A 14,979-nucleotide genomic window follows, 5' to 3' on the forward strand; every position below is an offset into this window, starting at 1 on the left:
GTCATGCTTTTTTTGAGCAGGCGGTTTTCAAGGGTCAGATCGGCGACGCATTCCTTCAGTGCCGTCGCCTCGGATCGAAGCTCCTTCACTTCAGGCGACGTCGCTTGCCGGGCTGTATCGCCAGACAGACGGCGTTTCCCGGCTTCGAGGAACTCCTTTGACCAGCTGTAATACAGGCTCTCAGAAATGCCCTCGCGCCGACACAGTGCCGAGATGCTTTCCTCACCACGAAGACCCGCCAAAACAATGCGGATCTTCTCCTCCGCCGAATAGGTTTGCCGCGTCTTGCGGCGGATGGTTTTGACCAACTTGGTAGCCGAAGCTTTGCTGGTTCCGGATTTCTTGTTCATCTCCACTCCTTGACGGTTACGATGAACCAGAAATCCTCCGTTGTTCAAATCCTCAAATCTGTCCCACAGGTGCTGACGTCAAACACGTTGATTGGGCCATACTATTATCATTCGGCTTTTCCACACTGCTCATGCCCCTGCAGATTGCCTACCTTGTGCAGTTCGCACTGTGGCGGAGAAAAAGGGATGCAACATAGTACTTTCGAGGCGTAATCATCAGACACGGGATGGATACTAGCAACTGTATTTTTCAGGCGGTCTGAGCCATGATTTCAAGTTTGAAGTTTTTGCCAAGCCCCTGGATTTTTTCTCCGCCCAGTATCCTCTGGCATGGGTGTGGTGCATAGAAGAACTCGGATAAAGCTCTAGAATTCACATTGGTCTGATTGTGCCGTCCGCCTTTTGCAAAAGTGATTTGCTCAGCCTTAAATAATGTTGTCGCCACAACAAACAATCTTGACACGAGCGCCTGTCTCTGCTCACGTCTGGTTAAGGTTGGTAACTGCAAGGGGTGCGGCGAATCTCCCATAGGGTGTATTAGATTTTCTTTCGTCAGCACGTTTTTTGTTTGGATTAAAAAATTGAAGTTGGAGTCTATATATTCGCCTTAAATATAACATAGGATGTCAGGATGACCTCAAAGGTGTTTAAGGTGCATCACCAAATGTAAAAATTACCAGAGCGGGATTAATACTTCGTGACTGAACGCATTATGAAATTGTCATTTTTTATCATCTACGCTTCTTTTATTATTTTCTCTTTAGCTTTTAGAGAGGAAATATACGCCTTTATAATTGAGATTTCTGATAGCAGCGCATTAATGACATCGACAATTTTTGGTTCGATTTCAGCTGTTATGCTGTTCTTAGTTTATCCATCAAAAAGAATTACCAGAATCCTTCCAGTTGTGCCGCTTTTGGTAGCGATGGGTTGGGTTATGTCATTGGGAAATGACAACCAATACGATTTTACAATCCCCTTCTACATGACTCAACTGATAGGGGCTATTTTTTGTGCAACAAGAGACAGGGGTTAAATGATGGTTTCAAGTGCGGATGTGCAAGGGTGGGCTGATAATTTAGATGCCGTTGGCGATCAATGGGAGGCCTCCGCCGATGCATTAGACGGAATGCTAGGAGGTCTTGGGGAAGAAATAATCTCGGCGGTTTCCGTTGTTCGGAGTGCTGGAAGTGTACTTAACATCCCCGTAGCAGCAAGTTCTGTTCTTGCCCTGGGGGCAGCGGCTGGCGTTATAAAGACCGTCAGCGCTGTATACGACTTCGCCTCAGGTGTGGCACGAGTTATTGCAGATGGATTGAATTCAATTGCTGATTCAGTGGGCAACATATATGATAATGTCGATAACTTTTTTAAGAACCAGCTACCCAGCATAATTGAAACGGCAGTCGATTCTGTTTCCTCGGTTATTGATGCTGCAACTGATATTGCAAGTAGCGTGATCGACGCAGTGTCGGATACAATTAGCCAAATTGCGGATAGAGCATCCAGCATAGCAAATGACATTGTTAATTCCGTGAGTGAGGTAGCGCAAAAAATCACAGAAGCTATAGGCGATGCCATCTCTAAAGTATCCGATGTGGCAAATGATGCGATTGCGAGTATTGTGGAAGACATCGCAGATGCGGTTTCCAATAACCCGATGATCAATGCCGTACTTTCTTATGTGCAATATGACCCCTTGGTTATCGACCTCGACGGCGACGGGATAGAACTCTCCTCAGTCGAAGATTCAGGTGTTCAGTTTGACATGAATGGGGACGGTTTTGCCCAACTGACCGGCTGGGTCGATCCAGATGATGGCATTCTTATTCGCGATGTTAACCAGGACGGAGTAATTCAGGATGTTTCTGAGTTGTTTGGTGACTCCGACGGGTTCGCAGATGGTTTCGAAAACCTAGCTAGCCTTGACGACAACGGCGACGGTAAAATTGACTCTAACGACGCTGTTTTCGCCGAACTGAACGTCTGGCGAGACCTGGACCAGGATGGCGCTGCTGATGCGGGCGAAGTCTTCACTCTGGAAGAGCTTGGCATTTCGTCTATCAATCTGGAAACAGCAACGTCTTCGCAGGTCATCGAAGGAAACTCGGTTCCCAAGACATCAACTATCGAGTTTGCAGATGGCAGCGAAACAACTATCGCCGACGTTTTCTTTGCGACCGATCCATTTGTGTCAACTCCGGTTTTGGACCCCGATTTTGAGTACGATCCGGAAGCACAAATCCTTCCACGTTTGTTTGGCACCGGCATGGTATCGTCAACTGACGTAGCCCTGACGCTTGATCCAAGCCTGAAAGCGCAAGTCATGAACATGATGGATTTGCTGAAAGCGGGTGATATTGCGGGTTACCATGAGGCGTTTGATGCGTTTTTGCTGGATTGGACCGGTGCCAACGAAGCTGACGCCGACGGTCGGGGACCGTACATTGATGGTCAAAAGCTGGCGACTGTAGAAGCGTTTTTGGGACAGCAGTACACTTTCACGCGAACTGGGCTCTTTGGTGAGATTCTGTCAGTTACCCACACGCCGGACGCTGCTGCAGGGGCGGAGTTGGAAGCTCTGTACGAGACTTATCGAGATTGGTTGTCCATTAGATTCCTGGCTCAAGCCCCAATCTCAGACATTTACCTGAATACCCCGGAAGACGCAGATTTCGCCGACGTCGTTCAGGCACTCGAAGACCACCCCACAGGCAATTTGTCGTTTTTGATTTCGTTCTACACGGAAGACAGCAATGGTCTTTCTGGCAGCCTGTCCGATGTTCTGGCGGCACTGAAACAATCGGTGGAAAGCGATCTTCTGACGGCCACAAACGCTCGTTCCATCGGACTTTTGATGGTTTATGATTTTGGGCCAACGGCCGCAGAGTTTGAGGCGAATGTTATAAGCGCAGGGCAAGAATTGGGATTGACCCTTCAAGACGAGTTTTTCGCAGGAATCTTGCATGGTGAAACACATGAGTTCGTCGCTGGAACAGATGCAGCGGACGATCTTTCATCGGCTACTGACGGACCACATTTCCTATATGGCTATGGCGGAAACGACATCATCAATGGTGACGATGCTGGAAACTTCCTAAATGGCGGGACCGGTAATGATGCTATCAACGGCGGCCTTCGGGCCGATACGTACGTTTACAGCCTGGGTGACGGTTCTGACACGATCACCGATATCAGCGGCTATGCTGGCGAGAATGACAAGCTGACGTTCACCGATGTGAATGCGGGTGATGTGACGTTCTCTCAGAGCGCGGACAAGGATCTGGTGATCACGCTGAGCAATGGCGAGACCATCACCATCATCGATCACTTCAATGGCTCGACCAATCGGGTGGAACTTGTTGAGTTCGCGGATGGGACAGTTCTGGGTAATCAGGGCATTCGGGACAAAGCCGTTGCGGATCAGAAAGCTTCGGGCACGGTCGTTGGATCGAGCTATGCAGACGGATACGTGCACAGCCTGGGTGACGGGTCTTATACGATCACGGAAACCGGCAACTACGCTGGCGAGAATGACAAGCTGACCTTCACCGATGTGAATGCGGATGATGTGACGTTCTCTCAGARCGCGGRCAAGGATYTGGTGATCACGCTGAGCAATGGCGAGACCATCACCATCATCGATCACTTCAATGGCTCGACCAATCGGGTGGAACTTGTTGAGTTCGCGGATGGGACAGTTCTGGGTAATCAGGGCATTCGGGACAAAGCCGTTGCGGATCAGAAAGCTTCGGGCACGGTCGTTGGATCGAGCTATGCAGACGGATACGTGCACAGCCTGGGTGACGGGTCTTATACGATCACGGAAACCGGCAACTACGCTGGCGAGAATGACAAGCTGACCTTCACCGATGTGAATGCGGATGATGTGACGTTCTCTCAGAGCGCGGGCAAGGATTTGGTGATCACGCTGAGCAATGGCGAGACCATCACCATCATCGATCACTTCAATGGCTCGACCAATCGGGTGGAACTTGTTGAGTTCGCGGATGGAACGGTGCTCAATACTCAAGGTATCCAAGATAAGGTGGACGCCGACAGGCTGGCATCCAATATTGATCCCATTGCCGCAGATGACACTGCGATATTGTCGCAAAACAGCACAATCCTGTTGGATGTCTTGTCCAACGACACTGATGGGGACGGTGACACACTGGTTCTGAGCTTGGTTGAAGGTGTGTCAAACGGTACGGTGACCATAGAAAATGGACAGATTCGCTATACTCCGGATGTTGGTTTTAGTGGACAAGAAACACTGGTTTACACGGTCTCTGACGGATACGGCGGTACAGATACCGCAACCGTTACAATCACAGTGAACCCTGTTTCAGCTCCTCTTGGAGATCAGGTGGGCGCGACGAACGCCGATGTGTTTTACCACACCATCGGAAACGGATCCTACACAATCACCGACTATGATTATTATCGGGGCGATGACCGCCTGGTCTTCACCGATCTGAATCCGTCGGATGTCACGCTGTCGCGGTCTGGTAACGATGCGGTGCTGTCGTTTGCCAATGGCGAGACCATCACCCTCGTGCGGTACCTGGACGAGAACTTGCGATATTCCATTGAGACCATCGAGTTTGCAGATGGCACGACCTGGGATCACACTACGTTCCGCAACCAGATGGTCTCCGACATGAAGGCGACCGGCACGGTTGTCGGCACGGATCGGGACGAGACCTATGTTCACAATTCGGGCGACGGGTCTTATTCGATCACCGACTATGATTACTATCGGGGCAATGACCGCTTGGTCTTCAATGATCTGAATCCGTCGGATGTGACACTGTCGCGGTCTGGTAACGATGCGGTGCTGTCGTTTTCCAATGGCGAGACCATTACCCTCGTGCGGTACCTGGACGAGAACCTGCGATATTCCATTGAGACCATCGAATTTGCAGATGGAACGACCTGGGATCACACTGCATTCCGCAACCAGATGGTCTCCGACATGAAGGCGACCGGCACGGTTGTCGGCACGGATCGGGACGAGACCTATGTTCACAATTCGGGCGACGGGTCTTATTCGATCACCGACTATGATTACTATCGGGGCAATGATCGCCTGGTCTTCAATGATCTGAATCCGTCGGATGTGACACTGTCGCGGTCTGGTAACGATGCGGTGCTGTCGTTTTCCAATGGCGAGACCATCACCCTCGTGCGGTACCTGGACGAGAACTTGCGATATTCCATTGAGACCATCGAGTTTGCAGATGGCACGACCTGGGATCACACTRCRTTCCGCAACCAGATGGTCTCCGACATGAAGGCGACCGGCACGGTTGTCGGCACGGATCGGGACGAGACCTATGTTCACAATTCGGGCGACGGGTCTTATTCGATCACCGACTATGATTACTATCGGGGCAATGAYCGCYTGGTCTTCAATGATCTGAATCCGTCGGATGTGACACTGTCGCGGTCTGGTAACGATGCGGTGCTGTCGTTTTCCAATGGCGAGACCATCACCCTCGTGCGGTACCTGGACGAGAACTTGCGATATTCCATTGAGACCATCGAGTTTGCAGATGGCACGACCTGGGATCACACTGCATTCCGCAACCAGCTGGTGTCGGAGATGAAAGCGACCGGAACGGTTGTCGGCACGGATCGGGACGAGACCTATGTTCACAATTCGGGCGACGGGTCTTATTCGATCACCGACTATGATTACTATCGGGGCAATGACCGCTTGGTCTTCAATGATCTGAATCCGTCGGATGTGACACTGTCGCGGTCTGGTAACGATGCGGTGCTGTCGTTTTCCAATGGCGAGACCATYACCCTCGTGCGGTACCTGGACGAGAACTTGCGATATTCCATTGAGACCATCGAGTTTGCAGATGGCACGACCTGGGATCACACTGCATTCCGCAACCAGATGGTCTCCGACATGAAGGCGACCGGCACGGTTGTCGGCACGGATCGGGACGAGACCTATGTTCACAATTCGGGCGACGGGTCTTATTCGATCACCGACTATGATTACTATCAGGGCAATGACGAATTCGTATTTGTGGATGCCGATTCGACAGATGTGACTGTCGCGAGATTGCAGTCCGATCCAAACGACGTGGTTCTGACACTCTCAAATGGTGATCAAATCACTTTCCTAGATCAGTTGGTTTCAAACAATCGCCATGGTGTTGAAACCATCGAATTTGCCGATGGAGTTGAGTGGACGAGAAGCGACCTGCTCGATGCGCCGATCGTGGATGACAGTCTGGTGTTTGTTTGATCGGGCTGAATCTGAATTCCTTGTTTGACTTTAAGGGCGCTACACAGCGCCCTTACCACCGCCTTCGCAGGGTATCTGAGTTGTGTCCGTCGTCATATAAAATGGGACATCAGAGCGGCTTGATTATTGGAGGCTCTGGTTCGTTAACGTGATTGATTATGCGGCTTGTTTTTGATGTTGCAAGCGGCGCTGTTGGATTGTCAGCTTCTTGATCTTTGCCCTTTCTCTGATGATGGCTTTGTCACGCCCGAAGTAGACGTCTGCCGGTGTGACGTTGTTCAGGCTCTCGTGGTATCGCTCGTTATTGTAGTAATCGACGAAAGCCTCGATCTGACGTTCCAGATCGCCGGGCAGGTAGTAGTTTTCCAGCAGAACCCGGTTCTTCATGGTTTGATGCCAACGCTCGATCTTGCCCTGGGTTTGCGGGTGGAACGGAGCGCCGCGAACATGGCCCATCTTTTGGTCTTCCAGCCATTCGGCCAAATCGCCGGAGATGTAACAGGACCCATTGTCACTCAGCAGGCGTGGCTTGTGCCGAACGATGGCCTGGTCGCATCCAGATGCCGCCAGAGCCAGTTCGATTGTGTCAGTCACGTCTTCGGCCCGCATGTTTGTGCAGAGCTTCCAGGCAACGATATAGCGGCTGAAATCGTCCAGGATCGTGCTGAGATAAAACCAGCCCCAGCCGATGATCTTGAAGTAAGTGAAGTCGGTCTGCCACATCTCGTTGATGGCGGTGGTTTTATCCGTGAACTCGTCGGCTGCTTTGATCACGACGTAGTCTGGTGCGGTAATCAGATCAGCTTCCTTCAAAAATCGATAAGCAGATGATTCAGAAATAAAATACCGCTTTTCGTCGGTGTATTTGACCGCCAGCTCCCGTGTCGTTAACACCTCATGYTCCARCGCAAACTCGATCAGATCATCCCGCCTAGCTTGTGGAATGCGGTTCCAGACAGACTTTGGGCAAGGTGAGCGATCCGCCAGGGCATCAAAGCCGCCTTCGACATAGCGATCATACCAACGATAAAATGTCGTGCGGGGGATGCCCAGCATGTCCAGGGTCTGCTTGGTGGGCAGATGGGACCCCTCAACGGTGCGGATGATCTCCAGTTTCTCAGAGGCAGGGTATCTCATTCCTCGAACTCCCCAGCCCCTGTCATGCTTTTTTTGAGCAGGCGGTTTTCAAGGGTCAGATCGGCGACGCATTCCTTCAGTGCCGTCGCCTCGGATCGAAGCTCCTTCACTTCAGGCGACGTCGCTTGCCGGGCTGTATCGCCAGACAGACGGCGTTTCCCGGCTTCGAGGAACTCCTTTGACCAGCTGTAATACAGGCTCTCAGAAATGCCCTCGCGCCGACACAGTGCCGAGATGCTTTCCTCACCACGAAGACCCGCCAAAACAATGCGGATCTTCTCCTCCGCCGAATAGGTTTGCCGCGTCTTGCGGCGGATGGTTTTGACCAACTTGGTAGCCGAAGCTTTGCTGGTTCCGGATTTCTTGTTCATCTTCACTCCTTGACGGTTACGATGAACCAGAAATCCTCCGTTGTTCAAATCCTCAAATCTGTCCCACAGGTGCTGACGTCAAACAGGCAGGGAACAAGTCGGTAACGCTGGTTTCTGTGGCCGATGACGGTTCGGTCGAACTGGAGGAGCGTCACATTGCGATGGCTCAGTTCGAACGGCACGAGGTGGACTGCCGCCAATTGTCTGACTGGCCTGACCTTGTCGAGGCATTGAAACATTCTCTACGCACGGCACGGCGGGAACATGCTGGCGAACATCTGATCGTCCGGCCTGTGCTGACCGGAGCGACGCCACTGGCCTGGCGAGTAGGACGTGACCTCGACTTGCTACACGCCGAGGCACAGAACGTCGCCGAGCAGATCGGCACGCTTTGGGTCGACAAGGTCGAGGTTGCGTTATCCGCCGTCAGAAATGCGCCCACTGGAGGCGCAGTGGAAGAACTGGCTCGGATCATCATGCAGAAAAGTCTTCCCCCGGATGATCCGACCGTTCTGGAAGACGTGGAACGACTGCTGAAGCATCTTCCACGCGAGTTGCGAGGGCTTCTTGGTGATAGTGAGGAAAAGACCACCGAAACCATTGTCGATGCGATGCAACAGGGTGCAATGGATGTGCTTGCGCGCCTCGAAGAGACCGGTAGTTGAACAATGCGACTGAACCGGCTCGACCTCACGCGTTTTGGCAAGTTCACTGATCTGAGCCTGTCGTTTCCCGTCCCAACACCCGGAAGCCCCGACCTGCACGTGATCTACGGCGCAAACGAGGCTGGGAAATCCACCCTGCTTGAAGGCTGGCTGGACATGCTGTTCCAGATCCCCGCGCGAAGCAGCATGGACTTCATTCATCCCTATCAATCGATGCAGTTGGGGGCCGTGCTGGACATCGACCTGCCAACCTTCCGCGCTTGGCTCGCCAAGCTCGACGCGGCACACGATGTCTTGGTCAGGCGTGATGACAAGGCGCGAGATCTTGCCCGGCGTGTGCAGGCCGTTGCCAAGGCGCGTTTGGATCTTTTGAACGCGTTGGCACTGGCGGGCCGCGAAATACCCGAAGATACGAGCCTAGCCCTCGCTCTTGAAACCGCTCAATCTCTGTTGGACCAAGTATCCAAGGTCGAGGCTTTGTGCGAGGCCGAGGCCGAGGCCCGCCAGAACCTAACTAGGCGCGAGCGCAGCAAGCTCAAAGCTGACGACGCGCGCGCAGCATGGCAGGCAGAGTGGGAGGCCGTCTGTGCCGACACCTGGATGGTCGGTGCGCCGCCCGCTGTCGACGAGATGCGTGCGATCCTTGAAGAGCTCGACCAGCTACGTGAACATCAGGGGCGCATTGTCGAACTGACCCACCGGATAACGACCATGCAATCCAACCGCGAGAGATTTGAACAAGCGGCTTGCGATTTGGCGGGTTGCCTCGACATGCCTGCCGGTCTGCCAGTGACCGATCTGTGGCGTGACATCACCCGGCGACAGCGCTCAGCGGAGAGCCGCGAAGATCAGCGAGCCAACCTTTCAGATCGTTTGACGACGGCCACACAAACCCTCTCGGAGTTGGAAGAGGAAGCCGAGATTCATCGCAATCGGACCGTCGAATTTTCCCGTCACTTTGGAGTCGAAGTTTGGGCTGACGCGCGCGATGCGCTCACGCGAGCAGGGGAACTGACAAACCTGCGTGAAACTCAGCGCGAACTGACCGAAGACCTCTGTGCGGGGATGCAATGCGATACAGTCGAAGAAGCACGTGCGCAACTGCGTGAACTAGATGCCGACGCGCTCGCCGCGCGCGCCGACAGCCTGCGGACCGACTTGAAAACTCTGCGCACAGCACAGGAAGAAGCACAAGAAGACTTCCGCAAGGCGGAAGACGCCGTCGAAGCGGTCGGTGGCGATGACGCAGTTGCCCGTCTGGAAGAACAACGCCAGACATTGTTGCTTGAGATTGAGGACGGCGCCCGGCGCCACCTACGGCAGCGTTTGGGGCTCTTGGCAGTCGACGCTGCTCTCAGGAGCTATCGTGACACTCACCGCAGCGGTATGCTCGAACGCGCATCAGAAGCTTTCCGCATCATGTCGCGGGTCCGCTATTCCGGCCTCGCCGCACAGCCGGATGGTTCCCGCGAAGTATTGGTGGCGCTGGCCGCTGGGGGTGGCTCGAAACAGGCTGACCAACTCTCAGACGGCACCCGCGCACAGCTCTACCTTGCGCTACGCATTGCAGGCTACCACGAGTTTGCTCGTAACAACGGCCCAGTGCCGTTCATTGCCGATGACATCATGGAAAGCTTCGACGACGACCGCACCGCCGAGGCCTTCGGCCTGCTAGCTGAGATGAGCAAAAGCGGCCAGGTGATCTACCTGACTCATCACGCGCATCTTTGCGACATCGCTAGAAATACATGCCCCTCTGTGTGTATTCACGAATTACAGGGCTAAATGCGTGGTGTTCAACATCTTTACTTTTTGTTGAACATACGCCATGTTCAACAAAATTAAAATCCGTTGAGCACAGTGGAAGCCAAGATGTTCAAGCGCCATTCATCCATAGCACATGCCGCTTATCACGATCTCCTGCGTTCACTGCGGGACGATTCCGTTTCGGACATCCGGGGCACCCCCACACGAGTCGAACGCAACAACAGGACCTACTGGTATGACACCTACCGGGTCGGTTCCGATGTCAAAAAGCACTACTTGGGAGAGGATTGTGAGGAACTGCGCGGCAGGCTGGAACAGCACAAAGTTTTGAAAGCCCAGCAGGAAGACCGCCGCCGCAACCGGGGGCGCCTCGTGCGGCTACTAAGAGCAGAAGGTTTCCTGGGTCTGGACGCTGCCACGGGCAGCCTGCTCTCTGCGATGGCAACGTCCGGCGTATTTCGTCTAGGCGGCACCATAGTGGGGACGCACGCCTTCCGCCTCTACGAAGGTGAATTGGGTGTGCGTTTCGACATGGATATGACCGCTCACACGGATGACATCGACATCGCCAGCTTTTCCAGGTTGTCGCTGGTGCTGGAGGACACTGCATCACCACCGCTGGAAGATGTGTTCCGCGATTTCGACTTCATGGCGCAGCCCAGTCTCACGGCCGGACGCACCTGGCGTTGGAAACAGACACGAGGCGACACGCTTATAGAATTCCTCACTCCATCATTTGGTGAGGATGAGGATGTGCGCGAACTGCCCGCTTTGGGAGTGGATGCGCAAGGGCTGCACCATCTGAACTACCTCATCGCGGAGCCAATCAACGCTGCTGTAACCTACCGGAGTGGCGTTTTGGTGCAGATCCCGCAGCCAGAACGCTATGCCATCCACAAGTTGATCGTCGCGGACCGTCGCCGTCCCGGTGAAAATGCCCTCAAAGCAGAAAAGGACAGACGACAAGCCGCGTTTCTAATGGAGGTGCTTGCTCAGGATCGGCCGGATGAATTGGTTGACGCCTACGAAGACGCACTCTCTCGTGGCCCCAAGTGGCGTTCTAGGATTGAGGCCAGCCTGGACCGCATGCCGAAAACGCAGCGGCTGTTACGGGAACTGTAGGATTAACGTGCATGTAGACAGTGCTCTCAGGTTCAATGAACCTGTCGAACCGTGTCTTTGTTGGATTGCTTGGCAAAGCAGCCTGAAAAACAGGGCTCCTTTGACCAAAAATCAATAACTTGGCCACCTGCACCGATCTTCGGGAGGCAGGGGTCGTGAGTTCGAATCTCGCCACTCCGACCAATAATTTCAATTGTCAAATGCAGAGATATTTTGCCTTTTGACCAGTTAACTTACCTTTCCGCCAACTAAAGTTGCCTCTAGCAGTCTGACTTGCTGCTAGTTCGGATCTTAATTTTGAAAAACGGCCCAAAGGCGCCATTCACTTGTCCATTCGAGCGCTGCGGTGCGGCCCGTCAGAGCCGACTTTCGCTGCAAGCGCAAAATCAGGAACGCGACGAACTGGGAGTCCAGCGGACGAAGCTGTCAAACAAGGCGAGTACACCAATGGCCGCTGTCAGTCCGACCGGAAACTAGCAATAAATTCGGCGGACTTCAGATGGCCCAGATAGCGAGCTTCTTCCTCTGCGGTTGTGTTGTCATCGATCAGAGTCGTGACCGAACGATCCGCACCCGCCGTGAGTAGAATATCCATCGACCTTTCATCGTCTCTTATCGCCGCCATGTGTAACGGGGTCCAGCCATTGATACCTCGCTGATTGATATCAACGCCAGCAGCGATCAATGCTTCGAGGATTTGATACTTTTCTCTGCCTTCATGTTCGATACAGGCAAGCACCGGAGGATACCCGTCAGTAGTACAAGGTTGCAAATTAACTCCTTTTTCGATCATCCAGTTAACTGACTTCAGGCACCCATATTCGACAGCATGCACGATCCAAGGAGAGCCGAAGCACCCATCATTCTCGTACGGGAAACTGTCCACTAATTGCGCAGCGAATTCCAGTTGATCTAGGTCGCCATTAGCAAGCCATTCCTGAATTTCACACAGCTCCTTGTGGGCAGGGTTCTCGGACAGCTTGCACCCGTGATCGATCCAATCTTTTCTAGCCACGCTATTAAATCCGCTCGATTTTTCAGAAACGAAGACTTCCATGTAAGCAATAGCAGACCTTCAGCAGAAACGCAGCATCCGTAGCTATGGGCTCGAAGCGGACGAAGCATGGGTAATCGGGCTGGCCGGGTTGAAGGGTCAGGTTCTTGATAGAGTTGCAGGATGTTTCTGCAATTTGAGGAGAACAAAATGGATTACTATGTGGGTTTGGATGTGTCGTTGCGGTCGGTGGCTGTCTGCGTGATTGACGCTGACGGCAAACATATCTTCGAGCGCTCCATGGCATGTGAGGTTGAGGATATCTCGGCCTGTCTGCGTGATGTACCTGCTGGTCAGTGTCGGGTTGGATTTGAGTCCGGTGCAATGAGCCAGCATCTTTACTTTGGCCTGCGGGCAGCTGGCTTTGATGTTGTCTGCATGGAAGCAAGACGAGTGAACGCGGCCCTGTCAGCTATGCGCAATAAGACCGACAAAACGGATGCGCGTGGGATTGCACAGGTGCTGCGGTCTGGATGGTACGGCAAAGTCTTTATCAAGAGCCGCGAAGCACACGCGTTAAGAGCGCTCCTGAGCAGTCGCAAGGCGGTTCAGAAGAAATGCATCGACCTGGCCAATGAAGTTCGTGGCTTGTTCCGGGTCTTTGGCTTGCGCTTGCCACCCCGTGTCGATCAGGGGTCATTCGATGAGCGGGTTCGTCCATTGATCGAGGCAGACCCGGATTTGTCTCATGCACTTTTGCCACTGCTAGATGCGCGGGCTGTGCTTTACAAAACATATCGCGAGTTGAACCGCCGTGTGAAGCAGGCGGCAAGTCATGACGAGATCTGTCTGCGCTTCATGGCGATTCCTGGTGTTGGCCCGATTGCGGCCCTGACGTTCCGTGCGGCTGTCGATGATCCAGCCCGGTTTACCAGCTCTCGCACCGTTGCCGCTCACTTCGGCCTAACCCCGCGACGATATCAATCCGGGGAGATGGATAACCCAGGCCGCATCTCGAAGGCAGGCGACAGAGATGTACGTGCGACGCTCTATGCTGCGGCCAATGCGATGATGATGCGCTCTGTTGCAAGTTCCGAAATCAAGAGCTGGGGCCTGCGCCTGATGCGCCGCAAGGGCCGCCGCCGTGCCCTGGTCGCCGTTGCCAGAAAGCTGGCCGTCATCATGCACCGCATGTGGGCTGACAACACCGAGTTCCGTCATGGGAAAATGGAGGGAATTGCATGACCTGATACCCCTTCCAGAAGCCAAAGACGGGATCGTCCCTCACCGGACGAAGTCTGTGGATGACGCCGAAAAAGCTCACTGCGCAACTTGAAGCGCGAGACTAAGCGGGGCGCTCCACGTCCAATCCGACACATGCATGCAGCGGTCCAACCGAACCGGGCCATCAATGACTGCGTAGAGAAGTGTGACCCGGATGAGAGGCAGCGATCCCAAAGCGCGGAAACAAAACGATGAAATGAACTTGACCCAAACGCCCGATTAGAGAAGTTAACTTTCGCGGCGGGTGCGACAATGTCTGCTTTGCCCAAGCAAAAAGGGACGGTAGGTTGGGACCATGACGGCAATACCCTTCACAGAGAAACCTAGTTCCGAAACAGTGCAAACTTTGGAGAAAAGGATCGAAGTTGGTGACGTCGATGCCATGAAGAAGTACACTGCCGACGCTTTCCAATATCATCTCGCTAATCACGATGAATTGCACCGTCGGCGAATGATTTTGGGCCGTTTAGATACCGAAATATCCACACCAATTGAATGCTTTGCCTTGGTTAGCGCCGCAATGGAGGATCGAAAAGCGTGGGACTTGGCCATCCGTAGGCTTGGGGAAAATTGTGATCCGGGTTTAGGCTACTTGGCGTGGCGTCTAATTCATTACTACTCGAAGGACAAAGAGCGAGCCGACAAGTGGATGAATGCTGTCAAACACTCTGCCCGACTTGGACACTTCCCTTCGCGACGGCAAGTTCTCCTAAGAGAACTCAGACACGCAGGGTTTGTCTCCGGTCTGAAGCTTCGGCGACGCCTGTTCACTCTCGAACGAGAACGATTAAGGCTCGCAAGAGCCGATCCATCAAGCCGCCTGCTTGCGCGTTACACGGATGTTTCAAAGTACACCTGACACTTGTCACAACGGTTTTCCTAAGAGGCAGAGCGGTTTCATGCTGAAAAGCTGACATTCATGTGAGCCAAAGTATCTGTCAAAATGGGCTCAGAGCCGACCTCGAGTGCGCCGCAGCATTTCATGATATGACAATCCGTCAACGTCGGGTTGTCGTTGTGG

11 protein-coding genes are annotated in these 14,979 nt (G+C 53.3%); 7 read left to right on the forward strand and 4 right to left on the reverse strand.

Annotated features, from left to right (window positions below; all coding sequences use genetic code 11):
- Both JT51_RS00005 and JT51_RS00010 read right to left on the reverse strand, forming a co-directional pair.
- Window positions 1–350, reverse strand: a 350-nt coding sequence (locus JT51_RS00005) for a transposase (protein ID WP_037306570.1), incomplete at its 3' end; no start/stop codon positions are given.
- Window positions 351–600: 250 nt separating this feature from the next.
- Complete coding sequence (locus JT51_RS00010) at window positions 601–909, reverse strand: hypothetical protein (protein ID WP_152563266.1); 309 nt, start codon at window positions 907–909, stop codon at window positions 601–603.
- A 138-nt stretch (window positions 910–1,047) separates the two neighbouring features.
- Here JT51_RS00010 and JT51_RS00015 point away from each other — a divergent pair, with 138 nt between their 5' ends.
- Together JT51_RS00015 and JT51_RS00020 are read left to right on the forward strand one after the other, a co-directional pair.
- The gene (locus JT51_RS00015) at window positions 1,048–1,386 is read left to right on the forward strand and encodes a hypothetical protein (RefSeq protein ID WP_152563267.1); all 339 of its coding nucleotides are present in this window, start codon (window positions 1,048–1,050) and stop codon (window positions 1,384–1,386) included.
- Window positions 1,387–6,618 (forward strand): calcium-binding protein, encoded by a 5,232-nt coding sequence (locus JT51_RS00020; protein ID WP_081894564.1) that lies wholly within the window; start codon window positions 1,387–1,389, stop codon window positions 6,616–6,618. It abuts the gene before it with no gap.
- A 156-nt stretch (window positions 6,619–6,774) separates the two neighbouring features.
- On the opposite strand, the gene JT51_RS00025 is transcribed toward JT51_RS00020, so the two are convergent.
- Window positions 6,775–8,126, reverse strand: a protein-coding gene (locus JT51_RS00025) for an IS3 family transposase (protein ID WP_419177295.1) whose coding sequence is annotated in 2 segments (ribosomal slippage) — window positions 6,775–7,788 and window positions 7,791–8,126 — 1,350 coding nt in all. Because the reading frame shifts where the segments join, the coding sequence is not laid out codon by codon here.
- A 116-nt stretch (window positions 8,127–8,242) separates the two neighbouring features.
- Between JT51_RS00025 and JT51_RS00035 the strand changes: the two genes are divergently transcribed.
- The 3 genes from JT51_RS00035 (at window position 8,243) to JT51_RS00050 (ending at window position 11,680) form a co-directional block, all read left to right on the forward strand.
- Window positions 8,243–8,791, forward strand: a complete 549-nt coding sequence (locus JT51_RS00035) for a hypothetical protein (RefSeq protein WP_051927361.1) — start codon at window positions 8,243–8,245, stop codon at window positions 8,789–8,791.
- A gap of 3 nt (window positions 8,792–8,794) precedes the next feature.
- The gene (locus JT51_RS21100) at window positions 8,795–10,576 is read left to right on the forward strand and encodes an ATP-binding protein (protein WP_051927362.1); all 1,782 of its coding nucleotides are present in this window, start codon (window positions 8,795–8,797) and stop codon (window positions 10,574–10,576) included.
- Window positions 10,577–10,663: 87 nt separating this feature from the next.
- Window positions 10,664–11,680, forward strand: coding sequence for a GSU2403 family nucleotidyltransferase fold protein (locus JT51_RS00050; RefSeq protein WP_037306586.1), 1,017 nt, complete (start codon window positions 10,664–10,666; stop codon window positions 11,678–11,680).
- Between the two features lie 457 nt (window positions 11,681–12,137).
- Here JT51_RS00050 and JT51_RS22135 read toward each other — a convergent pair whose 3' ends face one another.
- Window positions 12,138–12,737 (reverse strand): ankyrin repeat domain-containing protein, encoded by a 600-nt coding sequence (locus JT51_RS22135; protein ID WP_051927363.1) that lies wholly within the window; start codon window positions 12,735–12,737, stop codon window positions 12,138–12,140.
- A 147-nt stretch (window positions 12,738–12,884) separates the two neighbouring features.
- Between JT51_RS22135 and JT51_RS00060 the strand changes: the two genes are divergently transcribed.
- Both JT51_RS00060 and JT51_RS00065 read left to right on the forward strand, forming a co-directional pair.
- Window positions 12,885–13,919 (forward strand): IS110 family transposase, encoded by a 1,035-nt coding sequence (locus tag JT51_RS00060; protein ID WP_037309117.1) that lies wholly within the window; start codon window positions 12,885–12,887, stop codon window positions 13,917–13,919.
- Window positions 13,920–14,253: 334 nt separating this feature from the next.
- On the forward strand, window positions 14,254–14,817 hold the full coding sequence (locus JT51_RS00065; protein WP_037306588.1) for a hypothetical protein: 564 nt from the start codon (window positions 14,254–14,256) through the stop codon (window positions 14,815–14,817).
- Window positions 14,818–14,979 lie beyond the last annotated feature (162 nt).

The sequence above is a fragment of the Ruegeria halocynthiae genome, from assembly GCF_000743705.1.
Taxonomy (GTDB): domain Bacteria; phylum Pseudomonadota; class Alphaproteobacteria; order Rhodobacterales; family Rhodobacteraceae; genus Ruegeria; species Ruegeria halocynthiae_B.

What these genes read in the sequence shown, in the direction of transcription:
- JT51_RS21100 (WP_051927362.1), top strand. Translation starts at nt 8,795, where the DNA reads ATGCGACTGAACCGGCTCGACCTCACGCGTTTTGGCAAGTTCACTGAT.
- JT51_RS00050 (WP_037306586.1), top strand. Translation starts at nt 10,664, where the DNA reads ATGTTCAAGCGCCATTCATCCATAGCACATGCCGCTTATCACGATCTC.
- JT51_RS22135 (WP_051927363.1), bottom strand. Translation starts at nt 12,737, where the DNA reads ATGGAAGTCTTCGTTTCTGAAAAATCGAGCGGATTTAATAGCGTGGCT.
- JT51_RS00060 (WP_037309117.1), top strand. Translation starts at nt 12,885, where the DNA reads ATGGATTACTATGTGGGTTTGGATGTGTCGTTGCGGTCGGTGGCTGTC.
- JT51_RS00065 (WP_037306588.1), top strand. Translation starts at nt 14,254, where the DNA reads ATGACGGCAATACCCTTCACAGAGAAACCTAGTTCCGAAACAGTGCAA.